Here is a 14,177-nt window from a genome sequence, read left to right on the forward strand (position 1 = left end):
ACTCTTGAATACAGTGTGCGCATAACAAAAACCCAGGGAACCCCCCACGATGAAAACGCCCTCTGTTTCACACCAACGGCCCGAGGATGAAAACCTCGGGGTCGGCGCGAATATGGCTTACGGCCTGCAACACGTTCTGACCATGTATGGCGGTATCGTTGCGGTACCACTGATCATCGGCCAGGCGGCCGGGCTTTCTCCGGCAGACATTGGTCTGTTGATCGCGGCATCGTTGTTTGCAGGGGGGCTGGCAACGTTGCTGCAAACCCTGGGTCTACCGTTTTTCGGTTGTCAGTTGCCGCTGGTGCAGGGCGTGTCGTTCTCCGGTGTCGCGACCATGGTGGCGATTGTCAGCAGTGGCGGCGAGGGTGGCTTCCAGTCGATCCTGGGGGCGGTGATTGCCGCTTCGTTGATCGGTTTGCTGATCACCCCGGTGTTCTCGCGGATCACCAAGTTCTTCCCGCCCCTGGTCACCGGTATCGTGATCACCACCATCGGCCTGACGCTGATGCCGGTGGCCGCACGCTGGGCCATGGGGGGCAACAGTCACGCCGAAGATTTCGGCAGCATGGCGAACATCGGTCTGGCGGCCGTGACCCTGATGCTGGTATTGCTGCTGAGCAAGATCGGCAGCGCCACCATCTCTCGCTTGTCGATCCTGCTGGCCATGGTGATCGGTACGTTGCTCGCGGTATTCCTCGGCATGGCCGACTTCTCGAGCGTCAGCGAAGGGCCGATGTTCGGCTTCCCGACACCCTTCCACTTCGGCATGCCGACCTTCCACTTCGCCGCGATCCTGTCGATGTGCATCGTGGTCATGGTGACACTGGTGGAAACCTCCGCGGACATCCTGGCGGTCGGTGAAATCATCGACACCAAGGTGGACTCCAAGCGCCTGGGCAACGGCCTGCGCGCCGACATGCTGTCGAGCATGATCGCGCCGATCTTCGGCTCTTTCACCCAAAGTGCCTTCGCCCAGAACGTCGGGCTGGTGGCGGTGACCGGGATCAAAAGCCGTTACGTGGTCGCCACCGGCGGCCTGTTCCTGGTGGTCCTGGGGCTGCTGCCGTTCATGGGCCGGGTGATTGCCGCCGTGCCGACCTCCGTACTCGGTGGCGCCGGCATCGTGTTGTTCGGGACCGTGGCGGCCAGCGGCATCCGTACCCTGTCCAAGGTCGACTACCGTAACAACGTGAACCTGATCATCGTCGCCACCTCCATTGGCTTCGGCATGATTCCGATCGCCGCACCGAACTTCTACGATCACTTCCCTGGCTGGTTCGCCACCATCTTCCATTCCGGTATCAGTTCATCGGCGATCATGGCGATCCTGTTGAACCTGACGTTCAACCACTTCACGACCGGCAACTCGGACCAACAATCGGTATTCGCCGCCGGCACCGAGCGCACCTTGCGCTTCCAGGACCTGGCCGCCTTGCGCGAAGGCGATTACTTCGCCGATGGCAAGCTGCACGACTGTGACGGCAACGAAGTGCCGGTGGTGGTGGAGGATGATCATGGTCATGGCGCGCCAGGACAGCGTCCGGTGCATGCCAAAAGCAGTGAGCATGTCTGACGGTTGTCATGAGTGAACAAAGCCGATCTGCTGAGTCAGCAGATCGGCTTTTTTGTCTGTGCTGTCCGACACGCGCTTCGGCAAGCCAGCGGCAGAGGGGGAGTCAGTCGCCTTTCTGTCAGGCACAAAAAAGCCCCTGATCTTTCGATTCAGGGGCTTTTGGGTCTTGCTGTCTGGCTCCACGACCTGGACTCGAACCAGGGACCCAGTGATTAACAGTCACTTGCTCTACCAACTGAGCTATCGCGGAATGCACCGTATGTTACTGATTAAAAAGGACAAGTCAAGCGTGAGTTGCTCGAATGGCAGATTTTTCGGGTGAGCGGTGGTGATTCAGGGATGAGAAGGGGGTTATCCGCCATTGGCGGTTACCAGAAACGTGATGGAGGTCTACCATGCCCCTCCGGAAGTGGTTTCACGCGCTGCCGGCCCTCAGCCGAAAAGGTACGCGTCATGACTCATCAGCCACTGTTCACGTTTATCCTGCCGGGCGAGGTGTTTGCATGAGCATCGCCCAGATCAGCCTGCCCAAGGGCGTCGGCCCGCATGCCGAGAAACTTTTTGATGCGATCACTCAGGCCAGCACCGCTGACGAACTGAACCGTGCGGGCGGCAAGGCTGAAGGTTTTGTGCTGGGACTGGAAAGCACCAAGGCGATCAAAAGCCAGGTCGCCGAATCGCTGTATGTGGCGTATGACGACGCCGCCAGTCAGCGCTCGAGCGAACTGGCGGGCTGATCGGCCTTAACCTCCGAAGGTAACGGTGCCGAGCAGGAATTTGGCATACAGCGAGGTGGCCACCAGTTGCACCAGCCACAGGGCCAGGCCGCCGAGAAACACCCCGGCCGCCACTTGCAGCACCAGGTTGTTGCCGCGCCTGGCCTGGGGGCGGGGGGTGAAGTGGTCCAGCTCATCGTCGCGGTCAGCGCGTAAATCGTCGTTCTTCATGGGATCTCTCGAAAGGGCGGGCCACTGGATTATGCCAGTCAGTCAAGGCTAGGGTTGCTCAATGCATCCCCCGTGGCGAGGGAGCTTGCTCCCGCTGGTGTGCGAAGCGCGCCCAACAATGTTACTGCGGTCTTTCAGAATGAACTCGGCGATCGTTTTGGGGCTGCTGCGCAACCCAGCGGGAGCAAGCTCCCTCGCCACGGTCCTCTCACTCACTTCAAGACGTTTCTTGACTGACCAGCATCAGGGCCCCTGGATCTTTTAGTCTAGTGATTTTCCGGGCGACAACGAAAAGGGGAAGCCAGACGGCTTCCCCTTTGCTTGTCGCGGGCGTGGCTTAGATCACCGCAACGATGGCCTTGGTTACCACGTCGATGTTGTTCTGGTTCAGCGCGGCAACGCAGATGCGGCCGGTGTCCAGGGCGTAGATGCCGAACTCGGTGCGCAGGCGGGTCACTTGTTCGACGGTCAGGCCGGAGTAGGAGAACATGCCACACTGGCGGCCGACGAAGCTGAAGTCGTGATCCGGGGCGTGCTTGGCCAGCAGATCAACCATCTGCGTGCGCATGCCGCGAATACGCAGGCGCATTTCGGCCAGTTCCTGTTCCCATTGGGCGCGCAGTTCAGGGCTGTTCAGTACCGCAGCCACGATCGCGGCGCCATGGGTCGGCGGGTTGGAGTAGTTGGTGCGGATCACGCGCTTGACTTGCGACAGGACGCGCGCGCTTTCTTCTTTCGATTCGCTGACGATCGACAGTGCGCCCACGCGTTCGCCGTACAGCGAGAACGACTTGGAGAACGAGCTGGAAACGAAGAAGTTCAGGCCCGACTCGGCGAACAGGCGCACGGCGGCGGCGTCTTCGTCGATGCCGTCGCCAAAGCCCTGGTAGGCCATGTCGAGGAACGGCACCAGGTTTTTCGCCTTGACCACGTCCAGTATGTTGTTCCAGTCCGCCGGGCTCAGGTCGACGCCGGTCGGGTTATGGCAGCAGGCGTGCAGCACGACGATGGAGCCGGCGGGCAGGGCGTTCAGGTCTTCCAGCAGGCCGGCGCGGTTCACGTCGTGAGTGGCGGCGTCGTAGTAGCGGTAGTTCTGCACCGGGAAACCGGCGGTTTCGAACAGCGCGCGGTGGTTTTCCCAGCTTGGGTCGCTGATGGCCACAACGGCGTTCGGCAGCAGTTGCTTGAGGAAGTCGGCACCGATTTTCAGCGCGCCGGTACCGCCGACGGACTGGGTGGTAACAACCCGGCCTGCGGCCAGCAGCGGCGACTCGGCACCAAACAGCAGCTTTTGTACGGCCTGGTCGTAGGCGGCAATGCCGTCAATTGGCAAGTAGCCGCGCGAGGCGTGTTGAGCGGCGCGAATCGTCTCGGCTTCGACAACGGCTCGCAGGAGTGGAATTCGCCCCTCCTCGTTGCAGTAAACACCGACCCCCAGGTTGACCTTGTTGGTACGGGTGTCAGCGTTGAATGCTTCGTTGAGGCCCAGGATTGGATCGCGTGGTGCCATTTCGACAGCGGAGAACAGGCTCATTATTGCGGCGGCTCTGAATGGAATGTGGAGGGACGTGTGGCGCTCCAGCCGAATGCACTAGAGCGGTGCACAAACGGGGAGCTAGTATAGAGGCCATCACCGGGCGCGGCGACAGGCGTTTGGGCTTTTCGGCCAAGTTTTTCGGATTATTTTTCGACCGTTAGTCTTATTGTCATGTCAGGCGCTTAGGGCGTATGCAGGACGTTTACCTTGAAACCATAGGCATTGGGCACCACATCAACGGTTATCATGATTTTTCCCTGCGACATCCGTTGAAATCGGTCTGCGCCGTTGTGACGTGTCTGCCCGCGCCCGAGCGAATCCCTCGGCGCAAACCCAGAGGTCTGTTATGTCTGAATTCCAGCTAGTCACCCGCTTCGAGCCTGCCGGCGATCAGCCGGAAGCCATCCGCCTGATGGTTGAAGGTATCGACGCCGGGCTGGCGCACCAGACGTTGCTTGGTGTGACAGGTTCCGGCAAGACCTTCAGCATCGCCAACGTGATTGCCCAGGTGCAGCGTCCGACCCTGGTGCTGGCGCCGAACAAGACCCTGGCCGCGCAGTTGTACGGCGAGTTCAAGGGGTTTTTCCCGAACAACGCGGTGGAGTACTTCGTTTCCTACTACGACTACTACCAGCCCGAAGCCTATGTGCCGTCGTCCGATACCTTTATCGAGAAAGACGCTTCGATCAACGATCACATCGAGCAGATGCGCCTGTCGGCGACCAAGGCGCTGCTGGAGCGCAAGGACGCGATCATCGTCACCACGGTGTCGTGCATCTACGGTCTGGGCAGTCCGGAAACCTACCTGAAAATGGTCCTGCACGTTGATCGCGGCGACAAGCTCGATCAGCGCGCCTTGCTGCGCCGCCTGGCAGACCTGCAGTACACCCGTAACGACATGGATTTCGCCCGCGCCACCTTCCGCGTTCGCGGCGATGTGATTGATATCCACCCGGCGGAATCCGATTTTGAAGCGATACGCATCGAACTCTTCGATGACGAAGTCGAGAAGATTTCCGCCTTCGACCCGTTGACCGGCGAAGTGACCCGGCAGTTGCCGCGTTTCACGTTTTATCCGAAAAGCCACTACGTGACGCCTCGGGAAACCCTGCTCGGCGCCATCGAAGGGATCAAGGTCGAGCTTCAGGAGCGCCTGGACTACCTGCGTTCCAACAATAAACTGGTGGAAGCGCAACGCCTCGAGCAGCGCACCCGCTTTGACCTGGAGATGATTCTCGAGCTGGGTTATTGCAACGGTATCGAAAACTACTCGCGCTACCTGTCGGGCCGTGATTCTGGCGAGCCGCCGCCGACCTTGTTTGACTACCTGCCAGCCGACGCCTTGCTGGTGATCGACGAATCCCACGTCAGCGTGCCGCAGGTGGGCGCGATGTATAAGGGCGACCGTTCCCGTAAGGAAACATTGGTGGAATACGGCTTCCGCCTGCCCTCGGCGCTGGACAACCGGCCAATGCGTTTCGACGAATGGGAGAGCATCAGCCCGCAGACGATTTTTGTTTCGGCCACCCCCGGCAACTACGAGGCCGAGCATGCCGGTCGCGTGATTGAGCAATTGGTGCGACCGACCGGTTTGGTGGACCCGCAAATCGAGATTCGCCCGGCGCTGACCCAGGTCGATGACTTGCTGTCGGAAATCACCAAGCGCGTGGCGGTCGAGGAGCGAGTGCTGGTCACCACCCTGACCAAGCGCATGGCCGAAGACCTGACCGACTACCTGGCCGATCACGGGGTGCGCGTGCGTTACCTGCACTCGGACATCGACACGGTGGAACGGGTCGAGATCATTCGCGATTTGCGCCTGGGGACCTTCGACGTGCTGGTGGGGATCAACCTGCTGCGTGAAGGCCTGGACATGCCGGAAGTGTCGCTGGTGGCGATTCTCGATGCCGACAAGGAAGGCTTCCTGCGCTCCGAACGCTCACTGATCCAGACCATTGGCCGGGCCGCGCGCAACCTCAACGGCCGGGCGATTCTGTATGCCGATCGCATCACCGGCTCCATGGAACGGGCGATTGGCGAGACCGAGCGCCGTCGCGAAAAACAGATCGCCTTCAACCTGGCCAACGGTATCACCCCCAAGGGTGTGTTCAAGGACGTTGCCGACATCATGGAAGGCGCCACCGTGCCGGGCTCGCGCAGCAAGAAGCGCAAGGGCATGGCCAAGGCCGCCGAGGAAAGCGCCCGCTACGAAAACGAACTGCGCTCGCCGAGCGAAATCGCCAAGCGCATCCGCCTGCTGGAAGAGAAGATGTACCAGCTCGCCCGCGACCTGGAATTCGAAGCCGCCGCCCAGACCCGCGACGAGATCGCCAAGCTGCGTGAACGGTTGTTGACCGTCTGACGATCGAGCGCGGTCCCTGTGGCGAGGGAGCTTGCTCCCGCTGGGCTGCACGGCAGCCCCAAACCGGCCACCGGGACTTATCTGAAAGCCTGCAATAGGCATGTTGGGGGCGCTTCGCACCCCAGCGCGAGCAAGCTCGCTCGCCACGGGGCAGTGTTCGCGCCGGATTGCGCGGCGCGCGAACAGCCTTGATCAACAGAATCGCCAGCATGCTTGCCCCAGACCCACGACGAGATGAACACGGTCCCTGTGGCGAGGGAGCTTGCTCCCGCTGGGCTGCACAGCAGCCCCAAACCGGCCACCGGGACTTATCTGAAAGCCTGCAATAGGCATGTTGGGGGCGCTTCGCACCCCAGCGCGAGCAAGCTCGCTCGCCACGGGGCGGTGTTCGCGCCGGATTGCGCGGCGCGTGAACAGCCGTGATCAGCAGAATCGCCAGCATGCTTACTCCAGACCCACGACGAGATGAACGCGGCCCCTGTGGCGAGGGAGCTTGCTCCCGCTGGGCTGCACGGCAGCCCCAAACCGGCCACCGGGACTTACCTGAAAGCCTGCAATAGGCATGTTGGGGGCGCTTCGCACCCCAGCGCGAGCAAGCTCGCTCGCCACGGGGCGGTGTTCGCGCCGGATTGCGCGGCGCGCGAACAGCCTTGATCAACAGAATCGCCAGCATGCTTACCCCAGACCCACGACGAGATGAACACGGTCCCTGTGGCGAGGGAGCTTGCTCCCGCTGGGCTGCACAGCAGCCCCAAACCGGCCACCGGGACTTATCTGAAAGCCTGCAATCGTCGTGTTGGGGGCGCTTCGCACCCCAGCGCGAGCAAGCTTGCTCGCCACGGGGCAGTGTTCGCGGCGGATTGCGCGGCCCGTGAACAGCCTTGGTCTACAGAATCGCCAGCATGCTTACCCCAAAACCACGACAAGATGAACACGGTCCCTGTGGCGAGGGAGCTTGCTCCCGCTGGGCTGCATGGCAGCCCCAAACCGGCCACCGGGACTTACCTGAAAGCCTGCAATAGGCATGTTGGGGGCGCTTCGCACCCCAGCGCGAGCAAGCTCGCTCGCCACGGGGCAGTGTTCGCGCCGGATTGCGCGGACTGCGAAGAGGTCCTTTTAGTGCGCTTCCCCAGCCTTCAGTCCCGCCGGCAATGCCCTGGTCAACAGGATCGCCAGCATGCTCACCGCCAACGCAATCCCGACAAAGTGGAATGCATCGTTGTAGGCCATGATCGACGCCTGCTGGTGGGCGATTTCGCTGATTTTACCCAAGGCGGCGGTTTCGCTGCCGAAGCGATCGGTCAGGCTGGCGATGCGCTCGGCCACTTGCGGGTTGGTCGGGACGATCGACTCACGCAAGTAATCGAAGTAGGTCTTGGTCCGTGCGTCCAGCAAGGTGGCGAGGAGGGCAATGCCGATCGCGCCGCCGAGGTTGCGCAGGATGTTGAACAGGCTCGAGGCCGAGCCGGCATCCTGGGGCAGGATGTAGGCCGTGGCGATCAACGAGATGGTGACCATGATCAGTGGCTGGCCCAGCGCCCGGACGAGCTGGACCTGATTGAACTGCGGCCCGGCGAAATCCGGGTTGAGCACGCCGGAGTAAAAACTCGCCAGGCCGAACAGGCCAAAGCCCAGGGTGCATAACCACTTCGGCGAGACGAACTTCATCAGTTTCGGCACCAGGGGAATCAGGAACAGCTGCGGCACCCCCATCCACATGATCACCTCGCCGATCTGCAAGGCGTTGTAGTTCTGGATCTGCGCCAGGTACAGCGGCAGCAGATAGATCGAGCCATACAACCCCACGCCCATGCCCAGGCTGGAGATGCTCGACAAGCCGAAGTTACGGTTGCGCAGGATGCCGAGGTTGATCAGCGGATTGGGTTTGGACACCTGGACGATGACGAAGGTGATCAGGCTCATCAGGGCGATGCTGCCCAGGGTGACGATCAGGCTCGATTCCAGCCAGTCCTTGCGATGGCCTTCCTCCAGGAATACCTGCAGGCAACCCAGGCCGACACCCAGGCTGAGGATGCCGGCGTAGTCGGTGCTTTTCAGCAGTTCCCAGTGCGCGCTCTTCTTCTCCAGGCCGTACATCAGGCCGGCGATCATGAGCAGGCCGGGCGGGATGTTGATGTAGAAGATGTACTCCCAGCCCCAGTTTTCCGTCAGCCAGCCCCCCAGGGTCGGGCCAATGGAGGGCGCGAAGGTGGCGGTCATGGCGAACATGGCCATGCCCTTGGCGCGGTGGTGCTCGGGCAGTTTGATCAGGGTCAGGGTGAACGCCAGCGGGATCAGCGCACCGCCGGTGAACCCTTGCAGGGCGCGAAACACGATCATGCTCTCCAGGCTCCAGGCCATGGAGCAGAGCAGGGAGGCGAACAAAAAGCCCACGGAGACCCACACCGCCAGGCGCCGTGCCGAGAGCAACTGCACCAGCCAGGCGGTGAGCGGGATCATGATGATCTCCGCCACCAGGTACGAGGTGGAGATCCACGAGCCTTCTTCCAGGGTCGCCGACAGCGCGCCCTGGATGTCCTTGAGCGAGGAGTTGGTGATCTGGATGTCGAGCACCGCCATGAAGGCGCCGAGCATCACGCTCATCACCGCAATCCAGTCCCGCCGGGTCGGTTCGCCGACCGGGCGGATCAGTTGATCACCGGCCATCGGCTGGGGCTTGGATGTTCACTTTGGCGGTGACCGACATGCCCGGGCGGATCTTGCCGTGTAGTGGATTGTTGGCGGCAAAGGTCAGTTTCACCGGGATTCGTTGTACGACCTTGGTGAAGTTGCCGGTGGCGTTGTCCGGTGGCAGCAGGCTGAACTGTGCACCGGAGGCGGCGAACAGGCTGTCGACCCGGGCTTCGATGGGCGTGTCGCTGTAGGCATCGAACGTCAGCTCGGCCTTTTGCCCGGGTTGCATGTGGCCGATCTGGGTTTCCTTGAAGTTGGCCTGAATCCAGATGTCCTGGTCGGGGACGACCGACAGCAGGTAGGCACCGGCTTGCACCACTTGGCCGTTGCGGGCGGCGCGCTGGCCGATCAGGCCGCTGATGGGGGCGTAGATCTCGCTGCGGGTCAGGTTCAACTGCGCCTGGGCCAGGTCGGCCCTGGCGTTGGCGATTTGCGCGTCGAGGCGCTTGATCTCGGCACTGAGGGCGTTGACCTGCTGGCGCTGCGCCTGGGCATCGGCCTGGGCCTTGGTCACTTGCGAGCGGGCGATGTGGTTTTCGGCGGACAAGGTCGTGACCCGTTCTTCCGAAACGTAGCCGGGCTTGCGCAGGGTTTCGGCGCGGGACAGGTCCATTTGCGAGCGACCCAGGCTGGCCTGGCTGGAGGCGACCTGAGCTTCACTGGCGGCAATCAGGCTGGCTTGCTGGGTCAGCTTGCTCTGGGCTTGCAGGCGCTCGGCTTCGCGGGTGGCGAGGGCGGCATTGGCGCGATCCACGGCGAGGCGGAAGTCGTCACCTTCGAGCTTGACCAGCAACTGGCCTTTTTCCACGTGCTGGTTGTCCTGCACCAGCACCTCGTCGATGCGTGCACTCAACTGGCTGGAGACACGGGTGATTTCGCCCTGGACATAGGCGTTATCGGTGCTTTCGTAAAACCGCCCCTTGAAGAACCATTCGGCAAAGAAGCCGCCGGCAATCAGCAGGGCGATAAACAGGAAAATGGACAGGCGACGCTTGAGTTGGGCTGGCATGGGCAGGCTTGTAGTCGAAATAAAGTGTAAGTGAATTTAACAGGAGGTGAATCTGGCACATAGCCGACAAGTGGTAAATGCCACCTATTGATAATCCGCCATTCAGTGACGTTAACGCCGTCAGTAGCCTCAATCTTGGCTTATATGCCCTGCTCACTGGAGCGGGGCGGCTGTCGCCTGTTACCATTCGCCCTTTGTTTCATCTCCGCTTTTCATATTATTTCGAGACACGCCATGACCACCGTCCGCACTCGCATCGCGCCATCGCCTACCGGCGATCCCCATGTCGGCACCGCTTACATCGCTTTGTTCAACTACTGCTTTGCCAAGCAGCATGGCGGTGAGTTCATCCTGCGCATTGAAGACACCGACCAGCTGCGTTCGACCCGCGAGTCCGAACAGCAGATTTTCGACGCCTTGCGCTGGCTGGGCATCGACTGGAGCGAAGGCCCGGACGTCGGCGGCCCCCACGGCCCGTATCGCCAGAGCGAGCGGGGCGCTATCTACCAGAAGTACTGCCAGCAGCTGGTGGACATGGGTCACGCGTTCCCGTGCTTCTGCACCGCGCAAGAACTGGACCAGATGCGCGCCGAGCAAATGGCTCGCGGCGAAACCCCGCGTTACGACGGCCGCGCGCTGCTGTTGTCCAAGGAAGAAGTCGACCGTCGCCTGGCGGCCGGCGAACCGCACGTGATCCGCATGAAGGTGCCGAGCGAAGGCGTGTGCGTGGTGCCGGACATGCTGCGTGGCGACGTCGAGATCCCGTGGGATCGTATGGACATGCAAGTGCTGATGAAGACCGACGGCCTGCCGACGTACTTCCTGGCCAACGTGGTCGACGACCACCTGATGGGCATCACCCACGTCCTGCGCGGTGAAGAATGGCTGCCCTCGGCGCCGAAACTGATCCTGCTGTACGAGTACTTCGGTTGGGAACAGCCGGAGCTGTGCTACATGCCGCTGTTGCGTAACCCGGACAAGAGCAAGCTGTCCAAGCGCAAGAACCCGACCTCGGTGACCTTCTACGAGCGCATGGGCTTCATGCCCGAAGCGATGCTCAACTACCTGGGCCGCATGGGCTGGTCGATGCCGGACGAGCGCGAGAAGTTCTCCCTGCAGGAAATGGTCGATAACTTCGACCTCAAGCGCGTGTCCCTCGGCGGGCCGATTTTCGACATCGAGAAACTGTCGTGGCTCAACGGCCAGTGGCTGCGTGACCTGCCGGTGGAGGAGTTCGCCTCCCGCCTGCAAACCTGGGCGCTGAACCCCGAGTACATGATGAAGATCGCGCCGCACGTACAGGGCCGCGTCGAAACCTTCAGCCAGGTCGCTCCGCTGGCCGGGTTCTTCTTCGCCGGTGGCGTGAACCCGGAGGCCCGGCTGTTCGAATCCAAGAAGCTCTCGGGCGATCAGGTGCGTCAGCTGATGCAGTTGATCCTGTGGAAGCTCGAAAGCCTGCGCCAGTGGGAGAAGGACAACATTACCGCAACGATTCAGGCGGTGGTCGAATCCCTGGAGCTGAAGCTGCGTGATGCCATGCCGCTGATGTTCGCCGCGATCACCGGGCAGGCCAGCTCGGTGTCGGTGCTCGATGCCATGGAAATCCTCGGTCCGGACCTGACCCGTTTCCGCCTGCGCCAGGCCATCGACCTGCTCGGTGGCGTGTCGAAGAAAGAAAACAAAGAGTGGGAAAAGCTGCTGGGCGCGATTGCCTGAGAAGCGACCTGAAGGACTGATGGCCATTGCGCACGCCTGTTGTTGGGCGCGCAGTGGTCGCCAGACCCCCGAATTTACGGGGGGAGGGCGGTAAGTGATTGTTATGTCGGCAAAAAATTTTAAAAATTTTGAAAAATAAGTTTGACAGAGTTTCGATACGCCCTTAAGATTCGCCCCGTCCTCACCGATGAGGGGCTATAGCTCAGCTGGGAGAGCGCTTGCATGGCATGCAAGAGGTCGACGGTTCGATCCCGTCTAGCTCCACCAATTTACACTTCAAGGCCTGGCCACACCGGCCTTGAAGCGATCAACACTCAGCGTTGATCAGTTGTATAGAAGGTTTGTGTCCCCTTCGTCTAGTGGCCTAGGACACCGCCCTTTCACGGCGGTAACAGGGGTTCGAGTCCCCTAGGGGACGCCAGTTTTACAGAAGTGATGTTGCAAGATGTCACTCCGCCGCGAGGCGAAAAATCCGGGGCTATAGCTCAGCTGGGAGAGCGCTTGCATGGCATGCAAGAGGTCGACGGTTCGATCCCGTCTAGCTCCACCAATTTTACAGTTCAAGGTCTGGCCACACCGGCCTTGAATCGATCAGTACTCAGCGCTGATCAGTGTATAGAAGGGTTTGTGTCCCCTTCGTCTAGTGGCCTAGGACACCGCCCTTTCACGGCGGTAACAGGGGTTCGAGTCCCCTAGGGGACGCCACGATTACCCGCTCTGCGGGATTTTATAAGGGTCATTCAATTATTGAATGGCCCTTTTGTTTGTCTGGCGTTTGGCCAATTCCCCCTTTCCCCTATTCTCCCCGACAGTCCTTCTGACCAACGGTCACATCAACGACTTGCGTAAATTTATTATGAGAATAATATTTCAATCGTAATATTCGGAGGCAACGATGAACGACAAGAAAGCTCAAACCCGTGAACGCATTCTCCAGGCCGCCAGTTCCGCGCTGATCCAGCGGGGTCCGGCCGAGCCAAGCGTGGGCGAAGTGATGGGAGCGGCCGGCCTGACGGTGGGTGGCTTCTATGCGCACTTCGACAGCAAGGACGCGATGATGCTGGAGGCCTTCACCCAGTTGCTCGGCCAGCGTCGGGCGTTGATCGCCGAGATGGACGCCGAGTTGACAGGGGAGGAGCGCCGGGCGTTGGTCGCTGCGTTTTATCTGTCGCGCAAACACCGTGATTCCACCGAGCACGCCTGCCCGATTCCGGCGTCGATCGGAGAGATGGGGCGCCTGCCGGATGATTTCCGTATGGCGCTCAATGAGCACGTCGAGCTGATGGTCGCGCAGTTGGCCAACAGCCCGGAAGACATCGACAAGGTGCTGGCTGACCTGGCGTTGATGGTGGGTGGCCTGGCGCTGGCGCGGGCGCTGGGTGCCGGAGAGTTGTCTGATCGATTGCTGCGTGCCGCCAAGTCGGCGGTGCTATGACCTGAAGCACAAGCCTTTGGAGATGAGCGATGAGCACGTTAAGTTGGGTTCGTGGCGTTAATGGCACCCTGGGCTGGATTGCACCACAGCGGGTCGCGAGCAGGATGCGCCAGGCGTTCATGACACCCCGTGAGCTGCCTCCCCGGGACTGGGAAATGCCGCTGCTGGCGAAGGCCGAGCGGATCACCCTGCGCTTCGGTCTCTCGGCCTTGCGTTGGGGGCAGGGGCCGACGGTGCTGATGATGCACGGCTGGGAAGGACGGCCCACCCAGTTTGCCAGCCTGATCAGCGCGTTGGTGGACAGCGGTTACACCGTCGTCGCGCTGGACGGTCCGGCCCACGGTCGTTCACCAGGGCGCGAGGCCAACGTCGTGCTGTTCGCCCGGGCCATGCTGGAAGCGGCGGCCGAGTTGCCTCCCTTGCAGGCGGTTATCGGCCACTCCATGGGCGGGGCCAGCGCCATGCTCGCGGTGCAGTTGGGCCTGCGCACCGAGACCCTGGTCAGTATCGCCGCGCCGGCGCGGATCCTCGGCGTGTTGCGCGGTTTCGCGCGGTACGTCGGCTTGCCGCCCAAGGCGCGCTCGGCGTTTATCCGCCAGGTCGAACAGGATGTTGGTATCCAGGCCTCGCGGCTGGACGTCGCGCACTACCAGCTGGATATGCCCGGGCTGATCGTGCACGCCGAGGACGACACCTTTGTCCCGGTCAACGAATCGCAGCTGATTCACGACGCCTGGTTCGACAGTCGCCTGTTGCGCCTGGAGGAGGGCGGGCATCAGCGGGTGCTGGCCGACCCTCGACTGATCGAGGGGGTGTTGACGCTGCTCTCCGGTCGTAGCTTGCAGGCGCGCCAATCGGCCTGATCATCCGTTACACTCCTCCCGGTCGAATAATCTGACCG

At 61.5% G+C, this 14,177-nt stretch carries 10 protein-coding genes and 5 tRNA genes; 10 read left to right on the top strand and 5 right to left on the bottom strand.

Annotated elements, in window-relative coordinates; genetic code table 11:
* Nucleotides 1–49: 49 nt before the first annotated feature.
* Complete coding sequence (locus CKW25_RS11270; protein WP_095079261.1) at nucleotides 50–1,576, top strand: nucleobase:cation symporter-2 family protein; 1,527 nt, start codon at nucleotides 50–52, stop codon at nucleotides 1,574–1,576.
* Between the two features lie 174 nt (nucleotides 1,577–1,750).
* Here the strand turns inward: CKW25_RS11270 and CKW25_RS11275 are convergent.
* A tRNA-Asn gene (locus CKW25_RS11275) sits at nucleotides 1,751–1,826 on the bottom strand.
* A 253-nt stretch (nucleotides 1,827–2,079) separates the two neighbouring features.
* On the opposite strand from CKW25_RS11275, the gene CKW25_RS11280 reads away from it, so the two are divergent.
* Nucleotides 2,080–2,313 carry a hypothetical protein gene (locus tag CKW25_RS11280; protein WP_095079262.1) on the top strand — a complete coding sequence of 78 codons (234 nt, stop codon included), beginning with the start codon at nucleotides 2,080–2,082 and terminating at the stop codon, nucleotides 2,311–2,313.
* A 6-nt stretch (nucleotides 2,314–2,319) separates the two neighbouring features.
* Here CKW25_RS11280 and CKW25_RS11285 read toward each other — a convergent pair whose 3' ends face one another.
* Together CKW25_RS11285 and CKW25_RS11290 are read right to left on the bottom strand one after the other, a co-directional pair.
* A complete protein-coding gene (locus tag CKW25_RS11285) occupies nucleotides 2,320–2,523 on the bottom strand; it encodes a hypothetical protein (protein WP_095079263.1) in 204 nt (67 codons plus the stop codon).
* Nucleotides 2,524–2,860: 337 nt separating this feature from the next.
* Nucleotides 2,861–4,057 (bottom strand): amino acid aminotransferase, encoded by a 1,197-nt coding sequence (locus CKW25_RS11290; protein WP_095079264.1) that lies wholly within the window; start codon nucleotides 4,055–4,057, stop codon nucleotides 2,861–2,863.
* Nucleotides 4,058–4,406: 349 nt separating this feature from the next.
* On the opposite strand from CKW25_RS11290, the gene uvrB reads away from it, so the two are divergent.
* The gene (gene uvrB / locus CKW25_RS11295; RefSeq protein WP_095079265.1) at nucleotides 4,407–6,422 is read left to right on the top strand and encodes an excinuclease ABC subunit UvrB; all 2,016 of its coding nucleotides are present in this window, start codon (nucleotides 4,407–4,409) and stop codon (nucleotides 6,420–6,422) included.
* 1,116 nt (nucleotides 6,423–7,538) lie between these two features.
* Here the strand turns inward: uvrB and CKW25_RS11300 are convergent.
* Nucleotides 7,539–9,029 carry an MDR family MFS transporter gene (locus CKW25_RS11300; protein ID WP_172736500.1) on the bottom strand — a complete coding sequence of 497 codons (1,491 nt, stop codon included), beginning with the start codon at nucleotides 9,027–9,029 and terminating at the stop codon, nucleotides 7,539–7,541.
* Between the two features lie 49 nt (nucleotides 9,030–9,078).
* Nucleotides 9,079–10,125, bottom strand: a complete 1,047-nt coding sequence (locus tag CKW25_RS11305) for an HlyD family secretion protein (protein WP_095079267.1) — start codon at nucleotides 10,123–10,125, stop codon at nucleotides 9,079–9,081.
* Nucleotides 10,126–10,359: 234 nt separating this feature from the next.
* Here CKW25_RS11305 and gltX point away from each other — a divergent pair, with 234 nt between their 5' ends.
* From gltX to CKW25_RS11340, 7 genes are all read left to right on the top strand, one after another.
* Entirely contained in the window at nucleotides 10,360–11,841 is a 1,482-nt protein-coding gene (gltX, locus tag CKW25_RS11310) for a glutamate--tRNA ligase (RefSeq protein WP_095079268.1), read from the top strand.
* Nucleotides 11,842–12,032: 191 nt separating this feature from the next.
* Nucleotides 12,033–12,108 (top strand) — tRNA-Ala (locus tag CKW25_RS11315).
* A gap of 78 nt (nucleotides 12,109–12,186) precedes the next feature.
* Nucleotides 12,187–12,262: transfer RNA gene (locus CKW25_RS11320), tRNA-Glu, on the top strand.
* Nucleotides 12,263–12,315: 53 nt separating this feature from the next.
* Nucleotides 12,316–12,391: transfer RNA gene (locus tag CKW25_RS11325), tRNA-Ala, on the top strand.
* Nucleotides 12,392–12,470: 79 nt separating this feature from the next.
* A tRNA-Glu gene (locus CKW25_RS11330) sits at nucleotides 12,471–12,546 on the top strand.
* A gap of 190 nt (nucleotides 12,547–12,736) precedes the next feature.
* Nucleotides 12,737–13,276 (top strand): TetR/AcrR family transcriptional regulator, encoded by a 540-nt coding sequence (locus tag CKW25_RS11335; RefSeq protein WP_095079269.1) that lies wholly within the window; start codon nucleotides 12,737–12,739, stop codon nucleotides 13,274–13,276.
* A gap of 29 nt (nucleotides 13,277–13,305) precedes the next feature.
* Nucleotides 13,306–14,139 (top strand): alpha/beta fold hydrolase, encoded by an 834-nt coding sequence (locus CKW25_RS11340; RefSeq protein ID WP_095079270.1) that lies wholly within the window; start codon nucleotides 13,306–13,308, stop codon nucleotides 14,137–14,139.
* Nucleotides 14,140–14,177 lie beyond the last annotated feature (38 nt).

Origin of the sequence: Pseudomonas sp. Irchel s3h17, assembly GCF_900187505.1 — a bacterium.
Classification (GTDB): domain Bacteria; phylum Pseudomonadota; class Gammaproteobacteria; order Pseudomonadales; family Pseudomonadaceae; genus Aquipseudomonas.